This window comes from Octadecabacter dasysiphoniae, assembly GCF_021532615.1.
In the GTDB taxonomy this organism is placed as follows: domain Bacteria; phylum Pseudomonadota; class Alphaproteobacteria; order Rhodobacterales; family Rhodobacteraceae; genus Octadecabacter; species Octadecabacter dasysiphoniae.
On sequence record NZ_JAKGAQ010000002.1, the window covers coordinates 511,437 to 537,443 of the forward strand.

Genomic DNA, 26,007 nt, shown 5'->3' on the forward strand with positions numbered 1-26,007 from the left:
GCCTCCGTATTGGTAATCAGTTCTGATACGCACCAAACCCGAAAAAGGTTCACTCTTCGTTGAGGCCAAGGACATCAAACATATCATAAGCCCCCGGTTTCTGCGTTTGTCCCCAAATCGCAGCCTTCAGCGCTCCGCGTGCAAAAATGGTGCGGTCCGTGGCGATATGGGTCAGCTTGATACGCTCCCCCGCGGCGGCGAAAAGAACGTCATGCTCGCCCACAATGTCACCACCCCGAATGGCGCTGAACCCGATATCACCCCGCTGGCGCGCACCCGTAATCCCGTCACGGCCAGAATCGCTCACATCCTTTAGGGAAACACCACGCCCCTCGGCGGCTGCTTCACCCAGCATCAATGCCGTACCGGACGGTGCGTCCACCTTATGGTGATGGTGCGCCTCAATCACCTCGATGTCGAAATCTTCATCCAATGCGGCAGCAACTTTTTTCGTCAGCTGCACCAGTAAATTCACACCCAAAGACATGTTTCCTGCACGCACGATCACCGCATGTCGCGCCGCCGCGTCCAGTTTGGCAATGTCATCTTCGGTCAGACCCGTCGTGCCGATCACATGCACAGCGCGGGCTTGTGCGGCCAGTTCAGCAAAGCCAATCGTCGCGGCAGGTGCCGTGAAATCAATAACCGCTTGGGCCTTGGCAAATGTCGCAACCGCATCATCGCTCACGATCACACCAACCGCCGCGCCACCCATGGCAACGCCAACATCCTGCCCGACCCAATCATGCCCTGTGCGTTCCAGCACACCGACCAGTTTGCATGTGTCGGACGCTTGAACGGCGCCGATCAACATCTGCCCCATGCGGCCAGATCCGCCTGTAATCACAATCCCCGGTAAATCGGTCATTTCATGTCCTTCCGTCACATCCGCGCCACTGCGCTTGGCAAGCGCTTTGAACCCCCTTACATGGACGTCATGGCAAAGAACAGATTTTCAGGCAAAGAAGGCCCAACACAGCGGATGCTGCGTGTGGGTGAATTGATCCGCCGCAGTATGTCGGAGATTTTGCAGCGTGGTGAAATCCACGACCCCGACCTGCAACGTATGTCCATCACTGTGGGCGAAGTCCGGATGACACCAGACTTGTCCATCGCTACCTGTTTCGTGCTGCCCCTTGGCGGCAAAGACGCAGATTTGGCGATCGCGGCACTGGCACGCAACAAAGGCGAATTGCGCCATCTTATTTCCAAAGGGATGAAGCTCAAGGTCACGCCGGATCTGCGGTTTCGCATTGACGATATGTATGACCGCATGGACGCCACCCGTGCGATGTTCGCCCAAGATCGCGTCGCCAAAGATGTGGCCGCCCCTGATTCCGACGAGGAAGAATAATGCGCTGGCTGGCGGGTCTGTTCCTGTTGGCCACCCCCGCGGCGGCACAATTCAACGAAGTGCCGTGTGAAAACATCGACCACCTCGGCGCGTCCTACACAGTGTGCGAAGTTCTTGCGACGGACGACATTCAGCTGTTCCTGCGCGACGATGACGGGGCAATCCTCGGCAGCTTCAGCGCCGTCGAAAATCACGCAGGCCGCACCCTGACCTTCGCGATGAACGCTGGCATGTACCACGATGATCGCGATCCAGTGGGCCACTACATCGAAGACGGCGTTGAGGAAATGCGCGTCATTACGTCCGACGGCCCCGGCAATTTCGGCCTGCTGCCCAATGGCGTGCTGTGCATCGGCGACGACGTGCGGGTGTATGAAACGCTGGCGTATGTTGATGCGCAACCGGCCTGTGACTTTGCAACGCAATCCGGTCCTATGCTGGTGATCGATGGCGCATTGCACCCCCGTTTCATCCCCGACGGCACATCGAAATTCATCCGCAACGGCGTGGGCACATCCGCCGACGGCACCCGCGCCGTGTTCGCCATCAGCAATGAAGCCGTTAATTTTCATGACTTCGCCACGTTGTTTCGTGACCGTATCGGCCTGCCCGACGCGCTGTATTTCGACGGCAAAGTCAGCCGCATGTACGCGACATCCATCAACCGGTCCGATTTCGGTTGGCAACTTGGCCCTATCGTCGGTGTGCTTGACGGCGCGACGCCGTCCAACTAACCCGCCCATCTGACCTGACCTCGGAGGCTTCAATGGCACGCAAACGCAAAGGACGCGACCTGCACGGGTGGCTGGTGGTGGATAAACCTGCGGGCATCACGTCCACCTCAGTGATCAACAAGGTCAAATGGGCGCTGGATGCGAAAAAGGCGGGCCATGCGGGCACGCTCGACCCTGAGGCAACGGGCGTCCTGGCCGTCGCATTGGGCGAAGCCACCAAAACCGTGCCGTGGATCACCGACGCGCTAAAGGCCTACACATTTACCGTGCGTCTTGGTCAGAAAACCAACACCGATGACGCCGAAGGCGAAGTCACACACGAATCCCCTGATCGCCCGACGGACGACGACATCAAAGCACAGCTTGGCCAGTTCGTCGGCGATATCATGCAAATCCCACCTGCCTTTTCGGCTGTCAAAATCGATGGCCAACGCGCGTACAAACGCGCCCGCGACGGCGAAGAATTCGAAATCGCGGCGCGTCCCCTTTGGGTCGAAGAACTGCTGCTGGTCGATCGCCCCGATGCGGATCATGTCACCCTTGAAATGACCTGCGGCAAAGGCGGCTACGTGCGTTCCATCGCGCGCGATCTGGGCGATGCATTGGGCTGCTTTGGACACGTGCGCGAATTGCGCCGCACATGGTCCGGCCCCTTTGACGCCAAAGATGGCGTAACCCTGGAACAACTGGACGAACACGCAAAAACAGACGGCCTCGATCACATGATCCAACCGCTCGAGGCCGGGTTAGACGATCTTCCGCGCGTCCACTGCCCCGAATCCAGCGTCACCAAACTGCGCAACGGCAATCCCGCGCTGGTCATGGGCGACGTCGAATACGGTGAAGAATGCTGGGCTGCCCACGACGATCACGCCATCGCAGTCGGCATCTTCAAATCAGGCGAACTCCACCCGACGCGGGTTTTCGTACGTTAACGGTGTTGGTCAATCAGGATCGGGTTCCCGTCGGGATCAATCACAACGAACGATCCATTCCCCGTGTCTTCACCGGTTTCCTGGCTCACCTCATGGCCCGCCGCGATAACTTTTGCCTTGATGTCGCGCACGTCCTCAAAGGGGTCAACATTCTGCGCGGCTTGATCCCAACCGGGATTGAACGTCAACATCGGGCGCTCAAACATACCCTGAAACAACCCGATCAACGTGTCCCCGCTCGTCATGATGGCGTAGTTGTGTTCAACTGTACCGCCAAAATGCGAAAATCCGAGGTCTTCGTAAAATGCGATCGATTTTGCCAGATCCTTCACAGGCAAACTGATCGAAAATGCACCTAGGTTCATGGGATATCCTTTCTTTATCGCACCACCCTAGCACATTTTCCCACAGATCGGCATAACCCCGACATGATCACGCGAACCCACACCAAAGGCGATGCGCCCTCAACAGCTGTGTATTCGGACTGCGAACGCTATCGCTATTCCCTGACACGCATCTGGGACGGGGCCGGCACGTCGGTGCATTTCATCATGCTCAACCCGTCCACCGCGACCGAAGTGCAAAACGATCCCACGGTTGAACGCTGCGAACGCCGCGCCCGCGCTTTGGGTCACGGGGCGTTCCGCGTCACCAATATTTTTGCGTGGCGCGACACCGATCCACGGCAAATGCGCAAGGCGGATGATCCGGTTGGCCCCGAAAACGATGCAACAATCCTGGATGGGCTTTCATGGGCCGACCAGACGATCTGCGCATGGGGCACGCACGGCGAACACCGCGCGCGCGGCCCCGAAATAGAGACGCTTTTGCGGGCAACCCGCGCGCCTCTGTTTCATCTCGGCCTCAGCAAGGCAGGTCATCCCAAACACCCCCTCTATATCGCCTACACGCAGCAACCCGAACGCTGGATTGCCCCCTAACGCCATGGATTCCTGAAGGGTGCGTTAACCATGCACCCATATTTACAAGGCTTTTGGGCGGATGTTCACGTAAGGTTTCGCTGAACCGTAGCTATCGCCATGTGTCCGAATCATTCGGTCAACTGGCGCCTTTTCGAAAGCGATATGTCATACTTGCACTCCTTGGCCTTGTCGGCATTGCCGTTGCCGGAACTGCCTTCGTCGGCAATATGCTCCCCGATGAGGAGGACAACACCGACAAAGCGTTCGACGAGATGGAAAATGATGCGAACGACGAAGACACCCCCGATCTGCTAGCGTCCATCCCGTTTGATGACCCGGTTGAGGACACGACACCTTTTGAAACGGCGCAGACCACAGCGGCCAACACTCCGGCTGGTGTGAACAACGCGGCTGTCCAAAACCTTGCTCCGGCGATTGGCCTGACGGGCGGTGTCGTTGAATCCGTGGGTGAAACACTGTCCGATCCCTTCGATCTGGTCGAAGACGTGGTCGAAACTGTCGGCAACACAGCCGATACTTTGATCCTCGCCGGGGGCGGCGGTGATGACTTGCTGACTGGTGAATTAGGCGATGACTACCTGACCGGCGGTGCTGGCGATGACAGCCTTACAGGCGGTGACGGCATCGATGAAATCCACGGTGGCGCTGGCGAGGATATGATCAACGGTGATGATGGAGATGACACCATGTTTGGCTATATCGGTGACGATGTCATGTCCGGCGGAACGGGCAACGATAGGCTTATCGGTGGCGACGGCGATGATGCGATCCATGGCGGAACGGGTGATGACCAGCTGAACGGCGGATACGGCGATGATACCCTTGTTGGTGGCGCAGGCCGCGACAATATCCAAGGCAGCGAAGGTGACGACATCATCGATGGTGTCTCGGGCGAAGATATCGCCGAAAAAGATTACCTGAACGGCAGCGAAGGAAATGACACGCTGATCGGCAACAACGGCGATGTTATGTCCGGCGGTGACGGCGCGGATCGCTTTGAAATCACCAGCGGGACTGTGTCGATCATGGATTACGCTGACGATGATCTTCTTGTTCTCAGCTACGAAGGCGACGTGCCCGTCCTGACGACCGAAACAACAACGGACGGAACGATGCTCTTGGCCAATGGTCAGCCCGTCGCATCCTTGTTCGGTGTCACCACATTTGACATAGGCGATGTCCAAATGGTCGCGGCCTAAACTGCCACCAAACCTATAGGCGACATTTCCTTTGCGTTTGTGGGGGAATCTTCCTATACGCCCGCATCACCCCTGATTTTATTGGGGATGATGTCCCTCCACGGGCCCTGCTGGACGACATCCCGGCTTGTGCCATTCACCCTTTTTAACAAGGAGACCCCGATGTCGATTACTGTTGAAGAAAAAACACGCCTGATGAAGGAATTTGCAACCAAAGAAGGCGATACTGGTTCGCCCGAAGTACAGGTTGCTATCCTGACATCCCGCATCACGACCCTGACAGAGCACTTCAAGACACACAAAAAAGACAACCACGGTCGCCGTGGCCTTTTGAAAATGGTCGCTCTGCGTCGTAAACTTCTGGATTACACCAAAGGCAAAGACGAGGCGCGCTACCAAGACCTCATCAAGCGTTTGGGCATCCGCCGCTAAGAACCTTAGGTTTTTAGGAACGTATAGCAGCCGCCCTCGGGAAACCGTGGGCGGTTTTGCTTTTGCTGACAAAGATATAGGGCTTCTTCATGGACATTTTCCTCATTACATCACCCGGTCTGCAAGACCTCCTTGCCGTTGAAGCCCGCGAAAAAGGGTTCAAGGTCACATCTGTGATCCACGGCGGCGTGACACTGCGTGGCGATTGGCCCGCAGTCTGGCGCGCCAATCTACAACTGCGCGGTGCCGCCCGCGTTCTGGCCCGCGTCGGCGAATTTCGCGCCCTGTACCTGTCGCAGCTTGAAATGAACGCCAAAGATTTCGACTGGGCCGAATTCCTGCCCCACGGCAGCGAAATCAAAGTCGAAGCAACCTGCCATAAATCGAAAATCTACCATGCCGGTGCCGCCAAAGAACGGGTTGAAACCGCGTTGGCCTTCAAAGGGTACGTCATCGCCAGCAATGACGTTGAACCCGATTTCAATATTCGCGTCCGCATCGACCACGACATCGTCACGTTTTCCCTCGATACCTCCGGCGCGCCTTTGCACAAACGCGGCCACAAAGAGGCCGTCAACAAAGCCCCCATGCGTGAAACCATGGCCGCCATGTTCCTGCGCGACGCGGGGTTCAACGGCAAAGAACCCCTTTATGATCCCATGTGCGGTTCTGGTACGTTCCCGATCGAAGCGGCTGAAATCGCACGGCGCCTTGATCCGGGTCGCGGACGGTCGTTCGCGTTTCAAACGCTCGAACACTTTGATCCTGACACCTTTGAAGACATGCGCAGCCCCCCGCGCGACGCGGCATTTAACGTATACGGTTCAGACCGCGATCAGGGTGCCATCACCATGTCACACGCCAACGCCGACCGCGCCGGCGTGGCCGACATCGCGTCCTTCGACGTCAAATCCATCGGCGACGTCACCGCACCCTGCGACGCCCCCGGCCTTGTCATTGCCAACCCGCCCTACGGTGGGCGCATCGGCAACAAAAAACCGCTGTTCGGACTGTATGCATCGTTCGGCGAACGCATGAAGTCGAATTTCAAGGGCTGGCGCGTGGCTATCATTACGTCCGAACCCGGCCTTGCAAAGGCAACCACCCTGCCTTTCAAACCCGCCGGTCCGGTCGTTGATCACGGTGGAACCAAAGTCCGCCTATGGCAGACCGATCCTCTTTAATGGCCGCAAGCGGCGCGATAGCATCGCCGCAACGCGCATCTAAATTGGGGCACACCACGTGAAACGCATCATTGTTCTGCTTCTTGTCCTTGGCGCTTTGGCTTTTGCGGGACTGCAGGCACGCGAATACAGTCGGTCCCGCGATACGCAGATGTTTGGTACGCTTTTGAACCGCGTGGACACCCCCCAACAGGTCATCGCGCTGACGTTGGATGATGGTCCGACGCCACGCCATACCTACACCCTTTTGGATATCCTGATGGCAGAAGACGTCACAGCGACGTTCTACCTCACCGGGCGAGAGGTGACAGCCAATCCCGATGCTGCCCGCGCAATCATGCAAATGGGCCACGAGATCGGGAACCATTCATGGGATCACCCGCGCATGGTCCTGATTACCCCGCGTGCCGTGCGCAGCCAGTTGTCGCGCACAGATGACGCAATCCGCGCAATTGGATATGAAGGTGTTTTGCATTTCCGCCCGCCCTATGGGCGCAAGTTGGTGGTGCTGCCATGGGTGCTGGACCAGCAGGATCGCACCACTGTGATGTGGTCGGTTGAACCCGAAACCGATCTCGGGTTTGACGCACCCCCCGAAGACCTCGCCGCGCATGTGATCAACACGGCGCAATCCGGCGATATCGTGCTGCTGCATGGCATGTACAGCGGCAACGATTCAACACGTGCGGCTTTGCCTTTGATCATCCAGGGGCTGCGAAACCGCGGGTTCGAATTTGTGACAGTGTCCGATCTAATGGCCCTGCGCTGATCCCACAGTAACCCTTGCAAAACAGCCCTATTCCCAAACGCACCAAAGTGCTGTAGACGCCCCCCATCTGAGACGTCGCGCTTAAGACCCCGGCGTGCGCATAAGGACTTGGGGTCGGTGGCAATGGGGCCACCAATGATACGAGGGACTTGGGAACGCCCAAGGGTGCCCTCAAATAGGAAACGATAATGTTCAAAGAAGTTAAAAAATCCATTCAGTGGGGCGAAGAAACGCTCACACTGGAAACGGGTAAAGTTGCACGTCAGGCTGACGGCACAGTGATCGCCACATACGGTGAGACAACCGTTATGGCCAACGTCACGTTCGCCAAAAAGCAAAAGCCGGGTCAAGATTTCTTCCCGCTGACAGTTCACTACGGTGAAAAATATTATGCCGCCGGTAAAGTACCTGGTGGTTTCTTCAAACGCGAAGCACGTCCAACAGAAAAAGAGACGCTGACGTCTCGTCTGATCGACCGCCCAATTCGCCCGCTGTTTGTAGATGGGTTCAAGAACGAAGTACTGGTGATCTGTACCGTTCTGTCCCACGACCTCGTCAACGATCCCGACATGGTTGCGATGATCGCGGCCTCTGCTGCGCTGACAATTTCCGGTGCGCCGTTCATGGGCCCGATTGCCGCGTGTCGCGTTGGTTTTGAAGACGGCGATTACATCCTGAACCCTGAAATGGACGACATGCACAAGTTGCGTGAAAACCCGGAACAGCGTTTGGACCTTGTTGTCGCAGGCACCAAAGACGCCGTGATGATGGTTGAATCCGAAGCATACGAGCTGTCCGAGGACGAAATGCTCGGCGCGATCGAATTCGCCCACGAGCAGATCCAGCCGGTCATCGACATGATCATTGATCTGGCCGAAGACGCAGCCAAAGCTCCGTTCGACTTTTCTGCACCTGACTATTCCGATCTGGCAGCGGCCGTTGCCAAAGCTGGTGAAAAGCAGATGCGCAAGGCCTTCGCGATCCAAGACAAGCAGGAACGCACAACAGCTGTTGGCGAAGCCCGCACAGCGATCAAAGAAGCGCTCACAGACGAGCAGCTGTCCGATGAAAACCTCGGCTCCGCAATGAAAGGCCTCGAAGCCTCCATCCTGCGCGGCGACGTTGTGAAAACCGGTAAGCGTATCGATGGTCGTAAAACTGACGAGATCCGCGACATCGTTTCCGAAACTGGCATCCTGCCACGGACCCACGGTTCTGCCTTGTTCACACGCGGCGAAACTCAGGGCCTCGTTGTAACGACGCTTGGTACAGGCGACGACGAACAAATGATCGACAGCCTTCAGGGCATGTATAAGAGCAACTTCCTGTTGCACTATAACTTCCCCCCCTACTCAGTTGGTGAAGTCGGTCGTTTCGGCCCTCCCGGACGTCGTGAAATCGGCCACGGTAAACTCGCATGGCGCGCCCTTCAGGCCGTTTTGCCAGCCGCCACCGATTTCCCATACACCGTGCGCGTTGTATCCGAGATCACTGAATCCAACGGTTCGTCCTCCATGGCATCCGTCTGTGGTGGCTCCTTGTCCATGATGGACGCGGGTGTTCCGCTCAAGGCGCCAGTTGCTGGTGTTGCGATGGGTCTGATCATGGAAGACAGCGGCGAATACGCCATCCTGTCCGACATCCTGGGTGACGAAGACCACCTCGGCGACATGGACTTCAAGGTTGCGGGTACCGAAAACGGCATCACGTCCTTGCAGATGGACATCAAGATCGCAGGCATCACGCCCGCCATCATGAAAGAAGCAATGGCACAGGCCAAAGCGGGCCGTTTGCACATCTTGGGCGAAATGGCGAACGCACTGACAGAAGCGGCTGAATTCTCCGAGCACGCACCACGTATCGAAACGATGCAGGTGCCAACGGATAAAATCCGCGAAGTCATCGGTTCTGGCGGTAAAGTCATCCGCGAGATCGTCGAAGTGTCCGGCGCAAAAGTCGACATCAACGACGAAGGCATCATCAAGATCGCATCGCCAAACGGCGAAGCCATCAAGAAAGCCTACGACATGATCTGGTCCATCGTGGCCGAACCTGAAGAAGGCATGGTTTACACCGGAACAGTCGTCAAGATCGTCGACTTCGGTGCATTCGTGAACTTCTTCGGCAAGAAAGACGGCCTCGTGCACGTCTCCCAGATCGAAAACCGTCGCCTGAACCATCCATCCGACGTTCTCAAAGAAGGTCAGGAAGTGAAAGTAAAGCTCTTGGGCTTTGACGATCGCGGCAAGGTGCGCCTGTCCATGAAAGTGGTCGATCAGGAAACCGGTGAAGAAATCAAAGAAGAAAAGAAAGAAGACTAAGGTCTGATCTTTTCGAAAGAAGGCCCCGATGGAAACATCGGGGCCTTTTGCATTTAAGGGTATGGAATCTCTGACCTCTTCGTGATGGGCAAAACCTTGCCCATGCGACCCTAAACAGGTCATATACGCGTCAATAGACGTTTTCTGGGGACTTATTATGATTACGCGCCGCCATTTTCTGAACACCGCCGCAGCCACCGCTGGTCTTGCCGCAACTTCCGCAAACGCCCAAGGTTATCTGGTCCCAGAAGGCAATTTGCCCCGCGTGGTCCGCATTGACCGTGATTATGCCCCCGGCGAAGTCCACGTCGAACCGGGCAATTTCAAACTCTACTGGATGCTCGGCCCCGGCCTTGCGCTACAATATGCTGTCGGTATTGGCCGTGCGGGCCTTTATGAATCCGGCGACTTCATGATTCAGGTCAAAAAAGAATGGCCCAGCTGGACGCCGACACCGGACATGATTGAACGCAGCCCTGAATCCTACGCGCAATACGCCGATGGCATGGACGGCGGCATCAACAACCCGCTGGGTGCCCGCGCGCTGTACTTGTTCAAAGGCAACCGCGACACGTTCCTGCGCATCCACGGCACCAACGCGCCACGTACCATCGGGTCCGCAGTGTCAAACGGCTGTGTGCGACTGGTGAACAGCCATATCAGCGATCTGTACAACCGCGTGCCGCTGCAAACCCGCGCCGTGCTTCACTAATAAAAACGCCCCGCCCACCAATCCCGAACGGGACGGTGGGCGGGGCGCATTTGGCCAACGGCCAAACAGCGTCGCTCAGCGTTACTTCGGCAGCTTTGCCATCCGCAAATACGGCAATTTGGTATCAATCGACCCGTACTTTGCAATCGCGTCTTCGTCAGACACGGCCACAGGCACCACAACATCACCGCCCGGAACCCAGTTCGCAGGTGTCGCCACGTTTTCCCGTGCCGCAGTCTGCAACCCGTCCAAAGCGCGCAGCACCTCGGCGAAATTACGACCCACGTTCATCGGATACGTCATCGACAGCTTCAACTGCTTGTCCGGCCCGATGATGAACACGCTACGAACTGTAGCGGAATGCGCGGGCGTGCGGCCGTCCGGCATATATGCCTCAGCGGGCAACATATCGAACGCCTTGGACACCGCCAGATCACCATCTGCGATAATCGGGAAACCCGCCTTCGCACCGGCAAACCCTTCGATGTCGGTCTTCCATTTCTTGTGTTCTTCAACACCGTCCACGGACACGCCAATCACCTTGGTGCCACGCGCGTCCCATTCATCGGCCAACTGCGCCACAGCACCAAACTCGGTCGTGCAAACGGGCGTAAAATCCTTCGGGTGGCTAAACATAATTGCCCAGCTGTCCCCTACAAAGTCGTGTAGGTTGATCGTGCCCTGATCCGTTTCAACGGTCATATCAGGGATCGTGTCGTTGATGCGCAAACCCATGTCGGTGCTCCTTCTTGTGTGTCCTTTCCAAACATATATGTCTTGCACAGACGCAGTTCCACCTTGGAACACGAAACAACCGGAGGCACAGATGCTCGAGAAACGCGAATTCTATATCAATGGCCAGTGGGTCAGCCCCGCAAAGGCAAACGATTACAACGTGATCGACCCATCCACAGAAGAAACCTGTGCCGTCATTTCGCTCGGTGATCAAGCCGACACAGATGCAGCCGTTGCCGCAGCAAAGGCTGCTTTCCCCGACTGGGCCTTCGTAGATCGCACTGAAAAGATGGCCTTGCTGAAAAAACTCCTCGAAGTTTACAAAGACCACGCCGAAGAAATGGCGCAGGCAATGTCCATGGAAATGGGCGCGCCAATCGATATGTCGCGCGCCAATCAGGTCGGCGCCGGGTCTTGGCACCTCGAAGGATTCCTCAAGGCGTTTGAAACCTTCGAATTCGAACGCGACTACACAGCGACAGAAAAAACCCTGCTCGAACCCATCGGCGTCACGGCGCTCATCACGCCATGGAATTGGCCGATGAACCAGATCGTCCTAAAGGCCGTGCCAGCCATCGCCGTGGGTTGTACAACGATTCTTAAGCCATCCGAAATCGCGCCGCTCTCCGGCCTTCTGTTCGCAGAATTCATGCACGAGGCGGGCTTCCCCGCAGGTGTGTTCAACATGCTCAACGGTGACGGCGTGGGCGTCGGCTCGCAGCTCTCCGCGCACCCTGATGTGGATATGATCAGCTTCACGGGCTCCTCGCGCGCAGGCAAACTCATCTCCAAATCCGCCGCTGATACCCTCAAGCGCGTGTCGCTGGAACTGGGTGGCAAAGGCGCGAACATCATCTTCAAGGATGCCGGTGCCAAGGGCGTCGAATATGGCGCGGCGCGGTGTTTCCGCAATTCCGGCCAATCATGCAACGCACCAACCCGCATGTTGGTTGAATCGTCTTTCTATGACGAAGCCGTCGAAATCGCGACGCGCATGGCCAATGAAACCAAAGTCGGCCCCGCATCCGAGCAAGGCCAGCACATCGGCCCCGTCGTATCCGAGGCACAGTTCGACAAGATCCAAGGCCTGATCGAAATCGGCATCGGTGAAGGCCGCCTTACGGCTGGTGGCCTTGGCCGCCCCGATGGTCTGAACCGCGGCTTCTACGTCAAACCAACCGTCATCGCAGACGTCACGAACGACATGCAGATCGCCCAAGAAGAGGTGTTTGGCCCTGTCCTGTCGATCCTCAAGTTCGACACGATTGATGAAGCCATCGCAATCGCCAACGACACGCCCTACGGCCTGACCAACTACATCCAAACGCCGGATGATGAAAAACGCCGCCACGTGGCGCGCCGCGTGCGGTCCGGCATGGTGGAAACCAACGGCAACGGCTTTGCCCAAGGTTCCCCGTTCGGCGGCTACAAACAATCCGGCAACGGACGCGAAGGCGGCGTCTTTGGTCTTGAGGAATTCCTCGAAGTCAAAGCCGTTTCAGGCTGGAACTAGACACAACGAAGGCGCGCGGATAGGAACCCTTCATGTCCGCGCGCACCCCTTTCATTCCCACGACCGTCCACAAACGTGACGAATTTTCGGAAACTGTTTCAGGTCATCTTGAAGATGCACCAGACACAAAACTCGTCTTGCGTAAACTTGACGGGGTGCCCTTCTGGGCCAAACCGATCGCCAATTTCCTCGCCCGTAAAGAAATCAAATCACTGCGGGTTGTCACAGGGATCGAAGGCACACCCGACCTGATCCGCGTGGATCACGAAGGCATCCTGCGCAGCTGGTCAGACGGTATTCCCCTCAACCTCGCGAAACCGTCCGATCCCGCATTTTACCGCGACGCACGGCGCATCCTGCGCGACATGCGGGCGCGCAACGTCACGCACAATGACCTCGCCAAGCCGCAGAACTGGTTGATGACGCCGGATGGCATGGCCTCTGTGATCGACTTTCAATTGGCGTCTGTGCATCGCCGCCGTGGCAAACTGTTTCGCACCATGGCCTACGAAGACCTGCGCCATCTTTTGAAACAAAAACGCCGTTACGCCCCCGCGCATCTGACGGCGGCCGAAATACGCATCCTGAACCAGAAATCCCTGCCCACCCGCATTTGGATGGCAACGGGCAAACGCGCCTACAACGCCATCACGCGCGGTGTTTTCAACTGGTCGGATCACGAAGGCGTCGGCAACCGCATCGCACAAGACGGCCCGCAGATCATCGCGGATTTAGAATCTAACAAAGACGTCTCCGGCGTTGTCCTCAGCCCCTTTGCACTGCCTGCCAAAGGGATGGGCATCTACGCATTCGTTGAAACATCACTCGATCAAACCGCGACACGCGCGCTGATCCCCGAAGGACGCGTCGAACTAATCCAGCCCGTCGCAAAACTGCCACGCGCCGATGTGCTGGAACTGATCGCGATGAACCGGCTGGACGAACTGGACATCGTGCTTACGAACGAACCGGATTTGCGCGCGATCACAGATCCCATCGTCGCGGGCCGCCTCAATCTGACGGACAGACGGCTTACCGGGGTTTAGAACGGCGCCTTCGCACGAAACTTTACGCCCTCACCACCATCAGGATGGCGCAGGCGCAATTCTTCGGAATGCAGCATCATGCGGTCAAATTCTTGCGCTTCACCGCTCGCGTAGAACGGATCACCCAAGATCGGATGGCCCAGGGCCAACATATGCACCCGCAACTGGTGGGACCGCCCCGTTTTTGGCATCAAACGCACACGACTTTCGACACTGTCACTGCGCAAAACGCGCCAATCCGTCTGCGCCGACTTGCCGGTGTCATGGCACACCTTCTGGCGCGGGCGGTTGTCCCAATCAACAATCAGGGGCAAATCGACAGTGCCTGTTTTAAGCTCTAACGCGCCCCAAACACGGGCAACGTATGTTTTCTTCGTATAGCGTTTTTCAAACTGCAAACCGATGTGGCGCTGCGCGTGGGGCGTCAGCGCGAACACCATCACACCGCTTGTGTCGCGATCCAGACGATGCACCAACAGCACCTGCGGAAACGCGACCTTCAAGCGTTCAATCAAACAATCGGCCAGTTCAGGCCCCTTGCCCGGCACAGATAACAATCCGGCAGGTTTGTTCACGATCAGAATTTCATGGTCCGCGTGGATAACGTCCAGCGGGACATCCGGTGGATGATACGCCGAACTCATGCGTTGCGGCCCCGAAACATCGCGTAGGTATACAGGCCCAGCGCCGCCCAGATCATCGGAAACGCAATCGCGCGCGCCTCTCCGAAGGGTTCATCAAACACAAACACCGCCACCAACATAATCATCGTCGGGGCAATATATTGCATGATGCCAATGGTGGTCAGCCGCAGCCCTTTGGCCCCGTTGGCATACAAAAGCAGTGGCACCGCTGTCACAATCCCGCAGCCCACCAGCAGCCACATATCAAACGTCACGGGCACAAAATGCCCGCCCCCCGCGAACCAAAGCCACACAAGATAGCCCAAAGCAAACGGCATCAAAATCAGCACCTCAAGCAGGAATCCCTGATTGGGCCCAATCGGCAAGGATCGTTTGAAATACGCATAAAACCCCCACGTGGTGGTCAACGCCAATGCGGGCCACGGCAGTGATCCGTTTTCAAACGTCAGCACCAGCACCGCAAACAGCGCCAGCAAAACCGCAGCCCATTGCAGGCGGTTCAACCTCTCGCCCAGCAACACAGACCCGAGGAACACGGAAAACAACGGGTTGATGTAATAACCCAGCGCCGCATCCAACGCGCGGTCTTGTGCAATGGACCAGACGTAAACGCCCCAGTTCACAGAAATCAGCGCCGCCGTGACACACCCCATCGCCAAACTGCGCGGGTCGCGCAGCACGCGGCCGATATCGCCCGTGCGTCCCAACAGCATCAAGACCAATCCGGCCACGGGAACCGACCACAACACGCGGTGGGCCACGACCTCGATCGCGGGCACATGCGCGAGGTATTTCATATAAAGCGGCAGAAACCCCCACAACACATAGGCGCAAAACGCAAAGCCAAAGCCGCGCAATGTATCTTCGTTCTGGGGGGATGTATTGGCCATGTCTGCATCAGCACGACTTCACCCGCCAAGGTCAAGCACTGACACCTGCATCCGCCAGCATATTTTGTCGCCTAGCCCATCACGATCCGAGATACCCGCCAACAATCGCAATGAACGCCCCGATATGCACAACCATAATCGCACGGTCTTTCCACATCACACCAACGATGAACCACAGGATAATCCCGACAACAAAGGCCGCAATATTCCACGGAACCACGTTCAACCCCGTCAGCCCGTACCCGATCAGCTGGATAACTGTCGCGATCCATTTAACGGTGTCGACGCGCGCCACCCGTTAAACCTTTACGCGTTCTGATTTCGGGTCATACATCGGCTTCAGGGATGCTTCGGCCTTCACCTTCGTTCCCATCACATCGATCTCGTAGGTGGATGCCAAAACATCCGCAGGTTTTTCGCCTTTGCACGGCACATATCCAAGGCCCATCGCACCACCAAGCGTGTGCCCATAAGCGCCTGAGGACAGATATCCGACAAGCTCTCCGTCGCGCAGGATCGGCTCGTTGTGATAAAGCAGCGGCTCGGGGTCGGTCAGCTTGAACTGCACCATGCGGTTTTCCAACCCGTTTTCCTGTTTCTCAAGCACCGCTGCACGCCCGATGAAATCCGGCTTGTCCTTTTTGACGGCAAAGCCAAGGCCGGCCTCCATCACATGGTCTTCGCACGTGATGTCATGGCCAAAATGCCGGAACCCTTTTTCAATCCGGCATGTGTCCATCATGTGCATTCCGCACAGCGTCAAACCTTGATCCTGGCCTGCTTCATGCAGCGCTTCGAACACATGGCCCGCCTGATCCGCACTGACGTAGACTTCCCAGCCAAGCTCCCCGACATAGGTCACACGGTGCACCCGCGCCATCCCCATACCGATCTCGATCTCTTGGGCCGTGCCAAACGGGTTCACGTCGTTTGAAAAATCCGCAGGCGACACGGCCTGCAGCAGCTTGCGGCTGTTTGGCCCCATCACAGCCAAAACGCCCTCGCCTGCCGTCATATCCGTGATCACCACATTGAAATCACCGACATGGCGCTGCATCCAGACCTGATCAGCCAATCGCGTGGCCGCAGGTGTCACCACCAGATAGGCAGTTTCGCTCAGCCGGGTTACGGTCACATCCGCTTCGATCCCGCCGCGCTGGTTCAGGAATTGCGTATAAACGATTTTGCCGACAGGCACGGAATAATCACCGCCGCCGACATAGTTCAAAAAGCGTTCGGCGTCGCGCCCTTCGACTCTGATCTTACCGAATGACGACATATCATACATGCCGACGTTCTCACGGACGGCCTTATGTTCCGCCGCAACATTGTCGAAGAAATTTTGCCGCTTCCAGGAATACTCATACTCCGGTGTCTGCCCGTCGCGCGCGAACCAATTGGCGCGCTCCCAACCTGACAGTTCCCCCATCACGGCCCCATGCTGGGCCAAATGGTGATGAAACGGAGTCCGCCGAATGCCGCGCCCCGTCGCCTTCTGGCGGAACGGATAGTGATCGGCATAAAGCAGGCCCAAAGTTTCGGTCGACCGTTCCATCAGGAACGTCTTGTTCCCCATAAACGGTTCCATCCGGCTGATATCTACATCGCCCAGATCAAACGGTTTATCGCCATCATCCATCCACTGCGCCAGCGCCATACCAGCCCCGCCAGCCGATTGAATACCAATCGAATTGAACCCGGCAGCGACCCAGACATTGTCCATCTCGGGCGCAAGGCCAAGGTGATAGGCATCATCGGGCGTAAAGGATTCCGGCCCATTGAAAAACGTATGAATCCCCGCCTCGGCCAGCATCGGCAGACGCTCAACCGCTTGTTCCAAAATCGGCTCGAAATGGTCGAAATCCTCGGGCAATTGATCAAATTCAAAGTCCGCAGGGATCGGCCCCCACGGTTTGCTGACAGGCTCGAACGCACCCAAAAGCATCTTACCCGCGTCCTCTTTGTAATAGGCACATTCATCAGGAACGCGCAGCACTGGCATCTGCGTCAGCCCCTCAATCGCCTCGGTGACGATGTAGAAATGTTCACACGCCTGAAGGGGCACATTCACGCCCAGCATCTTGCCGACCTCACGGCCCCACATGCCCGCACAGTTCACGACGTGATCACATTCGATCGTGCCGGACCCGTTTTCGTCTTCCCACTGAACACCGGTGATACGCGCACCATCGCGCACAACGCCCGTGGCCTTCACGCGTTCCTTTACAACGGCACCGCGTTGGCGCGCACCCTTGGCCAGCGCCAGCGCGATATTGGCAGGATCGCCTTGTCCGTCTTTGGGCAAATACACACCGCCAACGACACCATCGATATTCAGATGTTCATAACGCGCCTTCACCTCGTCGGGTGAAATTTCTTCGGCGTCCACACCGAACGCACGCGCCATGGCGGCCTGTCGATAGATTTCTTCTTTGCGGTCCTCGGTCAGCGCGACAGTGATCGACCCGCAGCGCTTGAACCCCGTCGCAACGCCCGTTTCTTCCTCAAGCCTGCCATATAATTCTTGGCTATACTTCGCCAGCTTGGTCATGTTCTGGGTCGCGCGAAGCTGCGCAATCAGCCCGGCCGCATGCCAGGTCGTCCCGCTGGTCAGTTGTTTACGCTCAAGAAGAACAACGTCTTTCCAACCTAACTTGGTCAAATGATATGCAACAGAACACCCGATAACGCCGCCGCCAATAATGACAACGCGGGCTTTGGTTGGAAGATCAGCCATCAAATGGGCTCCTTAAACGATGGTATGTCCTGCCGCTTTCAGACGGCTGGCAATTTCGGAAATATGTGCGGGGCTGACTTCGCAGCAGCCCCCGATAATCGTCGCCCCGTGTTCAACCCACGCCATTGCATGGTCCGCAAACAAATCAGGTGTAAAATCACGTCGCATGTTCAGGGCATCAACCGTGGGCTTATCCGCGAGGAAACCCTCGGTGATCTGCTCAAATCCATTTGGATAGGCGCCATACGGCACACCCGCGCTGGCCAAAACATCCAACGCCGCCGGAATGGCCTCGGGGGCGGAACAATTCACCAGCACCGCCGCAGCACCCTTCGCCGCCTCAATCGCCTCCGCAAGGGGTTCACCGGATCGCAGTTTCGTGCCGTCGGTATCGGACACCGTAAACGCCATCCAGATCGGTTTTCCCCCGGCAGCCGCGCCTTCCATGATCGCCTTTGTGTGGGCGACAGACACGACAGTTTCGCATTGGATGATATCGACGTGCGGCCCGATCAGCGCTGCGACTTCGGCAAATTTCGCCACGGACGTCGCATGATCAGGCATCACATCCGCACGGTAACTCGCGCCCAGCGGCCCGATAGACCCCCCGATGCGCGACGCGCCAGCCGCACGTGCCTCTGCCAGCGCCATGGCATGCAAGTCGTCAAACTGCCCCTCCATGCCCGTCCCGTCCAGACGGTCACGATGGATCGCATAGGTGTTTGTCGTCGCCACCGTCGCGCCCGCTGCGGTAAAATCGCGATGCACGGCTTCGACAAGGCCGGGATGATCGATCATAACCTGCGTAGACCACAGCGGCGTCGGGCGGTCGCCCGCACGATGCACCAATTCCTGGCCCATCCCACCATCTAACAAAACGATTTCGCTCATGCTCGGATACGCGCGTTTTCAGCGTCCCAAAGCGGTGCGTCTTCTTGCACGATCGCCTTGCGCTTCACGCCAAAGATCTCGACCTCAAGCTCGGTGCCGGGCGCTGCCGCATCTGCACGCACCACACCAAGGGCGATGGATTTATTGACGCGGTAGCCCCAATCGCCAGACGTGGTTTCGCCGACAATCTCATCACCCATCCAGACGGGCGACATATAAGGCGCATCCGCATCCGGCGCGTCCACGATCATCGTGACAAACCCCTTCTTCGGTCCGCTCTGCATCTCGGACGCCAGGGCGGCTTTGCCGGGGAAATCCTGTTCTTTGCCAAGGCGCAAGAACCGGTCAAGACCACCTTCAAGCAACGTGTAATCTGTCGACAAATCGCCTTTCCACGTCCGGTAGCCCTTTTCGATCCGCATCGAATTCAGCGCATACATCCCGAAAGGTGCCGCACCCTGCGCGCGAATGGCGTCATAAACCGCAGCGCTGTCGTCAAACTTGGAATGTACTTCCCAGCCCAATTCACCCGCGAACGAGATACGGAACAGTTTCACAGGCTTGCCCGCAACCGTCGCATCCTGAAGCGTCAACCAACCTGTGCTTAAATCAGCGCCCTCTGAAATCGCCGCAAGCATATCGCGCGACTTTGGCCCCGTAAGCAACGCCGTGGACCACTGCGTCGTGATATCCGTCAGCGTCAAAGACCCGTCGCTTGGCAGCAGTTTGGCAAGGTGTTCAAAATCATGCCACTGGGCCACAGCCGCTGTCATGATCCAGAAATCGTCCTCATCCCAACGGATGATCGTCACCTCAGTCACGATACGCCCGCGGCTGTCGGTGAAATACCCAAGGTTCATGCGGCCCGCTTTGGGCAGCGCCCCCGCAATCTGGGTGCGCAACCATTCAGCAGCACCTACACCACTCAACGCATACCGCGAAAATCCGGGCATATCGAGGACACCGGCATTATCACGCACGGCCTCAACCTCGCGCTTGATGCCAGCCTCCCAAGGGCCACTGCGGCCCCACGTCTGCGTGGATTCCTCAGACGTGTCTTCGCCGTCCTGTGCAAACCAGTTTGCACGTTCCCACCCGTTATACGCCCCCATCTGCGCACCCGACGCAAGCAACGCTGCGTGGTTCGCGGACAGCTTTTTGTCACGTCCGGCGGGCCATTCGTGATGCGGGAAATGCATCGCGTATTCGTGCCCGTATGTTTCCAGCGCCTTGGACAGGCAATAATCGTGATCGGCATAATCGGTATAACGGCGCGGGTCGACAGACCACATGTCGATCTCTGTCTCACCGTGCATGATCCATTCCGACAGCACCTTACCGGCACCACCGCCCTGCGCGATTCCAAAGGTAAAGGAATGCGCCTCAAACGCGTTCTTTACACCGGGCATCGGGCCGATCATCGGCAGGCCATCGGGCGCATAGGGGATCGGGCCGTTGATATTACGTTCAACACCGCCCTCACCCAACAGCGGCAAACGTTCCATCGCGTCTTCGATGTAGAAATCCAGACGGTCCAGATCATCGGGATAAAGCTGGAAGGAAAAATCCTCAGGCATCGGGTCTTCGGGTGTCACCCAATGCGCCTTACAGTTCCGTTCATACGGGCCAAGGTTCAGGCCGTGTTTGTCCTGACGCAGATAGTAGCTGATATCGGGGTCACGGATCATCGGCATCTTCTGGCCGCGCTCTTTGGTGAACGCCTCAAGCTCGGGCAGCTGGCCTGTCAGGAAATACTGGTGCGACATGACAACCATCGGCACGGTGCGCCCGCCGAACGGCTTGAACATCTCACCGACACGCTGGGCGTAATAGCCAGCGGCGTTGACGACGAACTCACAGCGGATATCGCCCTTTTCGGTCTTCACGATCCACTCATCGCCATCACGGTCAATGCCCGTTACAGGGCTGAACCGTTCAATCCGCCCACCTGCATCGCGCGCACCTTTGGCCATGGCTTGGGTCAACTGGGCCGGGTCAATATCACCATCCAGCGGATCCCAAAGACCGCCCGCAAGATCATGGGTTTCCATGAACGGGTTATGTTCTTTCAGCTCTGCGGGGGAACAAATATCCATCGACAACCCCTGCGCACGCGCTTGGCCGACGATCTTTTCGAATTCCTGCAACCGCTCTTTGGAGTGGGCCAAACGGATCGCGCCGGTGACGTGGTAGTTCATCGGATAATCGACCTCGTCGGCCAACCCGCGATACATCTCAGCGCCGTACCGCTGCATGTTCATCACCGCCCAGTTGGGCGCAAAGTTGGGCACGTTGCCCGCCGCGTGCCACGTGGACCCCGCCGTCAGCTCGTTCTTTTCGAGCAGCACACAATCCGTCCAACCAGCACGGGCCAGATGAAACAATGCGGACGTGCCCACGACACCGCCCCCGATGATGACCACACGGGCCGTAGTTGGAAAATCTGCCATTGGTGTTGCTCCCTAGTATGTCTTTAGCTGCGGAAGGCCATCCGCGATTTCGTAATAGTCACCCTTGTCGGCGACATAGATATGTTTGTCTGTGTGCAGCCCCGTCGCGCCATCAATGGTGCCGGACATGACGGACACCCGCCCGCCGTCATCCTCATGGCGCCAAAACAATGACGATCCGCAGTGATTGCAAAACCCGCGCTGGGCCTTGGGGGATGATTGAAACCACGCCAATGTTGCATCAGACGTGAACTGCAATTGATCGGGGTTCACCTGCGTCGCTGAAACGTGGTGCCCGCTGGTCTTGCGGCACTGCACGCAGTGGCACGCCACGGACGGGCGCAATTCCCCCGTCAGGGTGTAGGCCACACCGCCACATAAACAGGATCCGGTTTTCATAACGTCCCCTGCGGTTGTGGGGCGGCACCCAACAGAATGCCGTATATGATGAAACACGCGGCCATCGTGCGCCGGAACCAGACGTTGAAAACCGCCCCAAGCGCGGCACGCCCCAACCCCGCACCAAGGGCGGTAAACGTCAGATAACTGCACGCCGTCAATGTCAGCGCTGTCGGCACAATGACCCACATCTGCTGGCCAATCGGCACGTCAGGTTGCACGAACTGGCTAAACGCCGCCAAATACCCTGCCACGCTTTTGGGGTTGATTACCGCAATCGCCAACGCGCGTTTGTAAACAGACCCCGCAGGGCGATCCTGCACCTGCACCGGGGTCTTCGCCGTGATCCAGCCACGCACACCGAGGTAAATCAGGAACCCCGCGCCCATGTATTTCGACACAGAAAACGCTGCCTCCGATGCGGTCAAAAGCGCGGTAATCCCGAACGCGGACAACGCCAGAAACAACGCCGCCTGTGTCAGGATCGCCGCGACCCCCAGCAGACTGCGCACAAATCCAATCGACATCCCGTTGCTGATACAATTCACAGCATTCGGCCCAGGCGTGGTGACAAACACCACCCAGAACAGCGCGAATATGGTCCAAGCTTCAAATGTCATTTAATAAACCGGCGGCGCAATAACCCAGATCGCCACACAGGGCGCAGCATAGGGATTCATCCAGCGGAAAGGTTCACCGCGAATGCGGAAACTATCACCCGCACTTAGCGAATAAATCTTACCGCCAATCTCAAGATCAAGCCGCCCTGATACGATATACCCGACCTCTTGGGTGGGGCGCGTGACAGGTTCGGATATCTTGCCGCCCGCCTCGAACGTAGAATGGACCATCTCGAAATCGTCTGTCAGATCGGGCGACAACAATTCTTCGACCAGCCCCGCAGATCGTGACCCGATCGGGCGACGCGACGCCGCGCGCACAATCACACCTAATTCATGTTCGGGCGCTGCAGATCGAAACAGGCTCGACACTGATACATCCAGCGCCCGCGCCATCTGGCGCAAATCCGTGATCGATGGTTCAGACAAATCCCGTTCAACCTGCGACAGCCAGCCAACAGATCGGTTCAGCGTCTCACCAAGCTCCGCCAACGTCAGTCCGCGCGCCTTTCGCAAGGCACGAATATCAGCCCCGAGGGTGCGGCTTTCTGGCGGTAGGTCGTGAATCACGTTTGGCAGACTCCTTGTCTGCACAGAGCATTGCCACGCCTTCGTGAAAATTCAAAGGATTTTTTCACGCCGCAGTGCGGCGACCGAAAACATCCTTCAAAATCACCGCCATTTGGGTGGCATCATCATCCGTAAACGCATCCGGCTGATCGCTGTCGATATCAAACACCGCAATCACATCGCCCGCAGCGTCAAACACAGGCAAAACCAGTTCGGACCGCGTTGAACTGGCGCAGGCGATATGGCCCTCGAACGCCTCAACATCCGGCACCAATTGCACCTGCCCTGTGCGCGCCGCAGCCCCGCAAACCCCACGCGAAAACGGGATTTGCAAACACCCATGCCCGCCCTGATACGGCCCGATCTTCAAAAGCCCGGGCTCGGTCACGCGGTAAAATCCGGTCCAATCGAACCGCGCGTCGCTATGATGCACCTCACAGGCTATCGTCGCCATCAGGGCAACCGCATCATCCTCGCCCTCTGTCAGGCTTTGGATCGTCTGGGACAGCGTCGCGTAGTCAGGCATCATTTTCTCCGAATCTTGCGGGTTGGGGGGCATTAAGGACGAAAAACCACAAAACGGCCCCAATGTCTCCGCATCGCCACCAGATTCCAACGTCAAACCTGCCCTTGTAGCTGCATAGGCTCACCTCGGCGTCGCGTGTAACAGCCCCCACCCAGTGCGCGACGTCGAGGACTACCTTGCGCCCTTCCCCTTCCCGACCACAATGCTAGGTTCCTTCAAAACGAAGGAGCATCCATGCGCGATTTTCAAAAACCCGGTCGGTCAGCGGTCATCGCCCAAAACGGTATTTGTGCAACGTCCCATCCCTTGGCCGCCAAAGTGGCCGTGCAAATCCTTGAGGCAGGCGGAAATGCCATGGACGCCGCAATCGCCGGTGCTGTGTTGCTTGGAATATGCGAACCCCAGTCCACCGGCATTGGCGGCGATGCGTTCTGCCTGTTCAACCTTCCCGGCAGCGATGATGTCCACGCGATGAATGCATCCGGTCGCGCACCCGCCGCACTGGACGCCGCCAAACTGCGCGCAGACGGTATGGATGTCCTGCCGCTGACATCCGTTCACGCGATCAGCCTGCCCGGCGCGATGGATGGTTTCATCCAGCTGTCCAAAGACCACGGCAAAATCGGCCTCGCCGCGACCCTCGCGCCCGCGATCCATTACGCAGATGCAGGCATGCCCATAGCCCCGAAAGTCGCGTTTGATTATGTCCAATCGGGCAGCACCCTGCACGGCGCAGGCCGCACGCATTACACGCTGCAAGACCAGTCCTTGAAAGTCGGGCAGATGTTCCGCGCCCCCGGTCAGGCAGACGCACTGCGCCGTGTCGCAATGGATGGCCGCGCCGGTTTCTACGAAGGCGAAGTCGCCGAGGACATGGTCAAATCCCTGAACGCAGCAGGCGGCACCCACACGCTGGATGATTTCGCCAACGTGCGCGCCGATTACACCGCCCCCGTGTCAGGCACCTACAAAGACATCGAACTGGTCGAACATCCGCCCAATGGTCAGGGCGCCACCGCGATCCTGATGCTCAATATCCTCAAACACTTCGACATCGCAGGGCTGGACCCAATGGGCACCAAACGCGCCCATCTTGAGGCCGAGGCCGCAAAGCTCGCCTATGACACGCGCAACCGCGTCATCGCCGACCCCGATCACACCGCGCGGCTGGACCACATGCTAAGCGCGGACACGGCCGCAAAACTGGCCAACATGATCGATCCCGCATCCGCCATCCCGCCGTCCCTGCCCGGCGCCGAAGCCGTGCACAAAGACACCGTCTATATCACTGTGGTCGACAAAGACCGCATGTGTGTGTCGATGATCTATTCGATCTTCCACAGCTTCGGATCCGGCCTCGCGTCCGACAAATTCGGTATCCTGTTCCAGAACCGCGCTGCGGGCTTTACGCTGGAACAGGGTCACCCAAACGAGGCTGGCGGCAACAAACGCCCCATGCACACCATCATCCCCGGAATGGTCAAACGCGCAGGCAAAATCGAAATGCCGTTCGGTGTGATGGGCGGCGCGTATCAGCCCTGCGGCCACGCGCGTTTCCTGACCAACATGGAAGACTTCGGCATGGACGCCCAAACCGCCATCGACGCCCCGCGCTGTTTTGCCGAAGGCGACACGCTGAACATCGAAACGGGCTACCCCGAAAAGGTCGCGCAGGAACTGGCCGACATGGGCCACACTGTTACGCGCGCGGAAACCCCTATCGGCGGTGCACAAGCGATCAAACTGCGCAGCGATGGCATGCTGGAAGGCGCATCAGACCCGCGCAAAGACGGCATCGCGCTGGGGTATTGATATGAACTGGGACGCCCTCACAAAACGCCTCGCCCGCACGGGTGGCCTTGCGTTCATGATCGCGGGCGGCATCCTGTGCGGCCAAGCGATATCGCAGGCATTAGACGGCGTGCCGGACGCAACATTAGACGCAGCAATCTACGCGGCCATGTTCAGCTTTGGCGGAATGATTTTCTTCTGGAGCCGCAGACCCCCGAAAGACTAGTTCAGCTGGAAATGCAGCGGGTACTGGCCATCCTGAAACGGGCCGAACAAATCGTCCAGATCAGGGTGGTCCACAGGCTGACCGGAGTAATCCGCGACCAAATTCTGTTCGGACACATAAGCCACGTAATAGGACTGATCGTTTTCCGCCAACAGGTGGTAAAACGGCTGGTCCTTCAGCGGGCGTGCATCCTCGGGGATGGCCTCGTACCATTCATCCGTGTTGGCAAACATCGCATCCACATCAAACACAACGCCGCGAAACGGATGTTTACGGTGTTTGACCACTTGGCCCAGATGATATTTTGCGCGTGTCTTCAGCATGGTTTATTCGCCCCTTGGCCGTTACTAGACAAAAGCGCCCCGATGAGTCCATCCAAAGACGG

Annotated in this window: 28 protein-coding genes; 14 read left to right on the forward strand and 14 right to left on the reverse strand. The window is 57.7% G+C overall.

Translation table 11 applies throughout. The annotated features are described in order from the left end of the window. Positions 1-49: 49 nt before the first annotated feature. Positions 50-868 carry a 4-hydroxy-tetrahydrodipicolinate reductase gene (dapB, locus tag L0664_RS09440; protein WP_235225532.1) on the reverse strand — a complete coding sequence of 273 codons (819 nt, stop codon included), beginning with the start codon at positions 866-868 and terminating at the stop codon, positions 50-52. A 69-nt stretch (positions 869-937) separates the two neighbouring features. On the opposite strand from dapB, the gene rbfA reads away from it, so the two are divergent. From rbfA to truB, 3 genes are read left to right on the forward strand one after another with little or no spacing between them, the layout of a single operon-like run. Then, positions 938-1,354, forward strand: a complete 417-nt coding sequence (gene rbfA, locus L0664_RS09445) for a 30S ribosome-binding factor RbfA (RefSeq protein WP_235225536.1) — start codon at positions 938-940, stop codon at positions 1,352-1,354. After that, on the forward strand, positions 1,354-2,088 hold the full coding sequence (locus tag L0664_RS09450) for a phosphodiester glycosidase family protein (RefSeq protein WP_235225538.1): 735 nt from the start codon (positions 1,354-1,356) through the stop codon (positions 2,086-2,088). The genes rbfA and L0664_RS09450 overlap by 1 nt, the downstream gene beginning before the upstream one ends. 32 nt (positions 2,089-2,120) lie before the next feature. Next, entirely contained in the window at positions 2,121-3,023 is a 903-nt protein-coding gene (truB, locus tag L0664_RS09455; RefSeq protein ID WP_235225539.1) for a tRNA pseudouridine(55) synthase TruB, read from the forward strand. Here truB and L0664_RS09460 read toward each other — a convergent pair. Continuing rightward, on the reverse strand, positions 3,020-3,388 hold the full coding sequence (locus L0664_RS09460; RefSeq protein WP_235225541.1) for a VOC family protein: 369 nt from the start codon (positions 3,386-3,388) through the stop codon (positions 3,020-3,022). The two genes, truB and L0664_RS09460, sit on opposite strands and share 4 nt — an antisense overlap. A gap of 63 nt (positions 3,389-3,451) precedes the next feature. Here L0664_RS09460 and L0664_RS09465 point away from each other — a divergent pair, with 63 nt between their 5' ends. From L0664_RS09465 to L0664_RS09495, 7 genes are all read left to right on the forward strand, one after another. Beyond that, positions 3,452-3,964 (forward strand): DUF1643 domain-containing protein, encoded by a 513-nt coding sequence (locus tag L0664_RS09465; RefSeq protein ID WP_235225543.1) that lies wholly within the window; start codon positions 3,452-3,454, stop codon positions 3,962-3,964. A 101-nt stretch (positions 3,965-4,065) separates the two neighbouring features. Continuing rightward, entirely contained in the window at positions 4,066-5,166 is a 1,101-nt protein-coding gene (locus L0664_RS09470; protein WP_235225545.1) for a calcium-binding protein, read from the forward strand. 162 nt (positions 5,167-5,328) lie between these two features. Beyond that, positions 5,329-5,598 carry a 30S ribosomal protein S15 gene (gene rpsO, locus L0664_RS09475; protein ID WP_235225549.1) on the forward strand — a complete coding sequence of 90 codons (270 nt, stop codon included), beginning with the start codon at positions 5,329-5,331 and terminating at the stop codon, positions 5,596-5,598. 89 nt (positions 5,599-5,687) lie between these two features. Further along, the gene (locus L0664_RS09480; RefSeq protein ID WP_235225551.1) at positions 5,688-6,782 is read left to right on the forward strand and encodes a THUMP domain-containing class I SAM-dependent RNA methyltransferase; all 1,095 of its coding nucleotides are present in this window, start codon (positions 5,688-5,690) and stop codon (positions 6,780-6,782) included. A 58-nt stretch (positions 6,783-6,840) separates the two neighbouring features. Beyond that, positions 6,841-7,551, forward strand: a complete 711-nt coding sequence (locus L0664_RS09485) for a polysaccharide deacetylase family protein (protein ID WP_235225554.1) — start codon at positions 6,841-6,843, stop codon at positions 7,549-7,551. A 188-nt stretch (positions 7,552-7,739) separates the two neighbouring features. Beyond that, positions 7,740-9,872, forward strand: coding sequence for a polyribonucleotide nucleotidyltransferase (gene pnp, locus L0664_RS09490; protein WP_235225555.1), 2,133 nt, complete (start codon positions 7,740-7,742; stop codon positions 9,870-9,872). Between the two features lie 157 nt (positions 9,873-10,029). Beyond that, the gene (locus L0664_RS09495) at positions 10,030-10,584 is read left to right on the forward strand and encodes a L,D-transpeptidase (protein WP_235225556.1); all 555 of its coding nucleotides are present in this window, start codon (positions 10,030-10,032) and stop codon (positions 10,582-10,584) included. Positions 10,585-10,665: 81 nt separating this feature from the next. On the opposite strand, the gene L0664_RS09500 is transcribed toward L0664_RS09495, so the two are convergent. Next, positions 10,666-11,319, reverse strand: a complete 654-nt coding sequence (locus L0664_RS09500; RefSeq protein WP_235225558.1) for a redoxin domain-containing protein — start codon at positions 11,317-11,319, stop codon at positions 10,666-10,668. Between the two features lie 91 nt (positions 11,320-11,410). On the opposite strand from L0664_RS09500, the gene L0664_RS09505 reads away from it, so the two are divergent. Continuing rightward, the gene (locus tag L0664_RS09505; RefSeq protein WP_235225561.1) at positions 11,411-12,832 is read left to right on the forward strand and encodes an aldehyde dehydrogenase family protein; all 1,422 of its coding nucleotides are present in this window, start codon (positions 11,411-11,413) and stop codon (positions 12,830-12,832) included. Between the two features lie 32 nt (positions 12,833-12,864). After that, complete coding sequence (locus L0664_RS09510) at positions 12,865-13,878, forward strand: serine/threonine protein kinase (protein WP_235225563.1); 1,014 nt, start codon at positions 12,865-12,867, stop codon at positions 13,876-13,878. On the opposite strand, the gene L0664_RS09515 is transcribed toward L0664_RS09510, so the two are convergent. From L0664_RS09515 to L0664_RS09560, 10 genes are all read right to left on the reverse strand, one after another. Further along, the gene (locus L0664_RS09515) at positions 13,875-14,522 is read right to left on the reverse strand and encodes an RluA family pseudouridine synthase (RefSeq protein ID WP_235225564.1); all 648 of its coding nucleotides are present in this window, start codon (positions 14,520-14,522) and stop codon (positions 13,875-13,877) included. The two genes, L0664_RS09510 and L0664_RS09515, sit on opposite strands and share 4 nt — an antisense overlap. Beyond that, positions 14,519-15,412, reverse strand: coding sequence for an EamA family transporter RarD (gene rarD / locus L0664_RS09520; protein WP_235225565.1), 894 nt, complete (start codon positions 15,410-15,412; stop codon positions 14,519-14,521). Before rarD ends, L0664_RS09515 begins: the two co-directional genes overlap by 4 nt. Positions 15,413-15,491: 79 nt before the next feature. Continuing rightward, on the reverse strand, positions 15,492-15,707 hold the full coding sequence (locus tag L0664_RS09525; protein ID WP_235225566.1) for a DUF6552 family protein: 216 nt from the start codon (positions 15,705-15,707) through the stop codon (positions 15,492-15,494). Positions 15,708-15,710: 3 nt separating this feature from the next. Continuing rightward, the gene (locus tag L0664_RS09530) at positions 15,711-18,149 is read right to left on the reverse strand and encodes a GcvT family protein (protein WP_235225567.1); all 2,439 of its coding nucleotides are present in this window, start codon (positions 18,147-18,149) and stop codon (positions 15,711-15,713) included. 12 nt (positions 18,150-18,161) lie between these two features. After that, the gene (locus L0664_RS09535; protein ID WP_235225568.1) at positions 18,162-19,040 is read right to left on the reverse strand and encodes a homocysteine S-methyltransferase family protein; all 879 of its coding nucleotides are present in this window, start codon (positions 19,038-19,040) and stop codon (positions 18,162-18,164) included. Further along, on the reverse strand, positions 19,037-21,490 hold the full coding sequence (locus L0664_RS09540; protein WP_235225569.1) for a GcvT family protein: 2,454 nt from the start codon (positions 21,488-21,490) through the stop codon (positions 19,037-19,039). The genes L0664_RS09535 and L0664_RS09540 overlap by 4 nt, the downstream gene beginning before the upstream one ends. 12 nt (positions 21,491-21,502) lie before the next feature. Then, positions 21,503-21,889 carry a GFA family protein gene (locus L0664_RS09545; RefSeq protein ID WP_235225570.1) on the reverse strand — a complete coding sequence of 129 codons (387 nt, stop codon included), beginning with the start codon at positions 21,887-21,889 and terminating at the stop codon, positions 21,503-21,505. After that, complete coding sequence (locus L0664_RS09550; RefSeq protein ID WP_235225575.1) at positions 21,886-22,509, reverse strand: LysE family translocator; 624 nt, start codon at positions 22,507-22,509, stop codon at positions 21,886-21,888. Before L0664_RS09550 ends, L0664_RS09545 begins: the two co-directional genes overlap by 4 nt. Then, on the reverse strand, positions 22,510-23,079 hold the full coding sequence (locus L0664_RS09555; protein WP_235225576.1) for a helix-turn-helix domain-containing protein: 570 nt from the start codon (positions 23,077-23,079) through the stop codon (positions 22,510-22,512). It lies immediately after the preceding gene. 64 nt (positions 23,080-23,143) lie between these two features. Further along, positions 23,144-23,608, reverse strand: a complete 465-nt coding sequence (locus L0664_RS09560; protein ID WP_235225577.1) for a GAF domain-containing protein — start codon at positions 23,606-23,608, stop codon at positions 23,144-23,146. 231 nt (positions 23,609-23,839) lie between these two features. Between L0664_RS09560 and L0664_RS09565 the strand changes: the two genes are divergently transcribed. Further along, a complete protein-coding gene (locus L0664_RS09565; protein WP_235225578.1) occupies positions 23,840-25,417 on the forward strand; it encodes a gamma-glutamyltransferase family protein in 1,578 nt (525 codons plus the stop codon). Position 25,418: 1 nt separating this feature from the next. Beyond that, positions 25,419-25,622 carry a hypothetical protein gene (locus L0664_RS09570; RefSeq protein WP_235225579.1) on the forward strand — a complete coding sequence of 68 codons (204 nt, stop codon included), beginning with the start codon at positions 25,419-25,421 and terminating at the stop codon, positions 25,620-25,622. Here the strand turns inward: L0664_RS09570 and hspQ are convergent. Next, entirely contained in the window at positions 25,619-25,945 is a 327-nt protein-coding gene (gene hspQ, locus L0664_RS09575) for a heat shock protein HspQ (protein ID WP_235225580.1), read from the reverse strand. The two genes, L0664_RS09570 and hspQ, sit on opposite strands and share 4 nt — an antisense overlap. Positions 25,946-26,007 lie beyond the last annotated feature (62 nt).

What these genes read in the sequence shown, in the direction of transcription:
- dapB (WP_235225532.1), bottom strand. Translation starts at nt 868, where the DNA reads ATGACCGATTTACCGGGGATTGTGATTACAGGCGGATCTGGCCGCATG.
- rbfA (WP_235225536.1), top strand. Translation starts at nt 938, where the DNA reads ATGGCAAAGAACAGATTTTCAGGCAAAGAAGGCCCAACACAGCGGATG.
- L0664_RS09450 (WP_235225538.1), top strand. Translation starts at nt 1,354, where the DNA reads ATGCGCTGGCTGGCGGGTCTGTTCCTGTTGGCCACCCCCGCGGCGGCA.
- truB (WP_235225539.1), top strand. Translation starts at nt 2,121, where the DNA reads ATGGCACGCAAACGCAAAGGACGCGACCTGCACGGGTGGCTGGTGGTG.
- L0664_RS09460 (WP_235225541.1), bottom strand. Translation starts at nt 3,388, where the DNA reads ATGAACCTAGGTGCATTTTCGATCAGTTTGCCTGTGAAGGATCTGGCA.
- L0664_RS09465 (WP_235225543.1), top strand. Translation starts at nt 3,452, where the DNA reads ATGATCACGCGAACCCACACCAAAGGCGATGCGCCCTCAACAGCTGTG.
- rpsO (WP_235225549.1), top strand. Translation starts at nt 5,329, where the DNA reads ATGTCGATTACTGTTGAAGAAAAAACACGCCTGATGAAGGAATTTGCA.
- L0664_RS09480 (WP_235225551.1), top strand. Translation starts at nt 5,688, where the DNA reads ATGGACATTTTCCTCATTACATCACCCGGTCTGCAAGACCTCCTTGCC.
- pnp (WP_235225555.1), top strand. Translation starts at nt 7,740, where the DNA reads ATGTTCAAAGAAGTTAAAAAATCCATTCAGTGGGGCGAAGAAACGCTC.
- L0664_RS09495 (WP_235225556.1), top strand. Translation starts at nt 10,030, where the DNA reads ATGATTACGCGCCGCCATTTTCTGAACACCGCCGCAGCCACCGCTGGT.
- L0664_RS09500 (WP_235225558.1), bottom strand. Translation starts at nt 11,319, where the DNA reads ATGGGTTTGCGCATCAACGACACGATCCCTGATATGACCGTTGAAACG.
- L0664_RS09505 (WP_235225561.1), top strand. Translation starts at nt 11,411, where the DNA reads ATGCTCGAGAAACGCGAATTCTATATCAATGGCCAGTGGGTCAGCCCC.
- L0664_RS09510 (WP_235225563.1), top strand. Translation starts at nt 12,865, where the DNA reads ATGTCCGCGCGCACCCCTTTCATTCCCACGACCGTCCACAAACGTGAC.
- L0664_RS09515 (WP_235225564.1), bottom strand. Translation starts at nt 14,522, where the DNA reads ATGAGTTCGGCGTATCATCCACCGGATGTCCCGCTGGACGTTATCCAC.
- rarD (WP_235225565.1), bottom strand. Translation starts at nt 15,412, where the DNA reads ATGGCCAATACATCCCCCCAGAACGAAGATACATTGCGCGGCTTTGGC.
- L0664_RS09530 (WP_235225567.1), bottom strand. Translation starts at nt 18,149, where the DNA reads ATGGCTGATCTTCCAACCAAAGCCCGCGTTGTCATTATTGGCGGCGGC.
- L0664_RS09535 (WP_235225568.1), bottom strand. Translation starts at nt 19,040, where the DNA reads ATGAGCGAAATCGTTTTGTTAGATGGTGGGATGGGCCAGGAATTGGTG.
- L0664_RS09540 (WP_235225569.1), bottom strand. Translation starts at nt 21,490, where the DNA reads ATGGCAGATTTTCCAACTACGGCCCGTGTGGTCATCATCGGGGGCGGT.
- L0664_RS09545 (WP_235225570.1), bottom strand. Translation starts at nt 21,889, where the DNA reads ATGAAAACCGGATCCTGTTTATGTGGCGGTGTGGCCTACACCCTGACG.
- L0664_RS09550 (WP_235225575.1), bottom strand. Translation starts at nt 22,509, where the DNA reads ATGACATTTGAAGCTTGGACCATATTCGCGCTGTTCTGGGTGGTGTTT.
- L0664_RS09560 (WP_235225577.1), bottom strand. Translation starts at nt 23,608, where the DNA reads ATGATGCCTGACTACGCGACGCTGTCCCAGACGATCCAAAGCCTGACA.
- L0664_RS09565 (WP_235225578.1), top strand. Translation starts at nt 23,840, where the DNA reads ATGCGCGATTTTCAAAAACCCGGTCGGTCAGCGGTCATCGCCCAAAAC.
- L0664_RS09570 (WP_235225579.1), top strand. Translation starts at nt 25,419, where the DNA reads ATGAACTGGGACGCCCTCACAAAACGCCTCGCCCGCACGGGTGGCCTT.
- hspQ (WP_235225580.1), bottom strand. Translation starts at nt 25,945, where the DNA reads ATGCTGAAGACACGCGCAAAATATCATCTGGGCCAAGTGGTCAAACAC.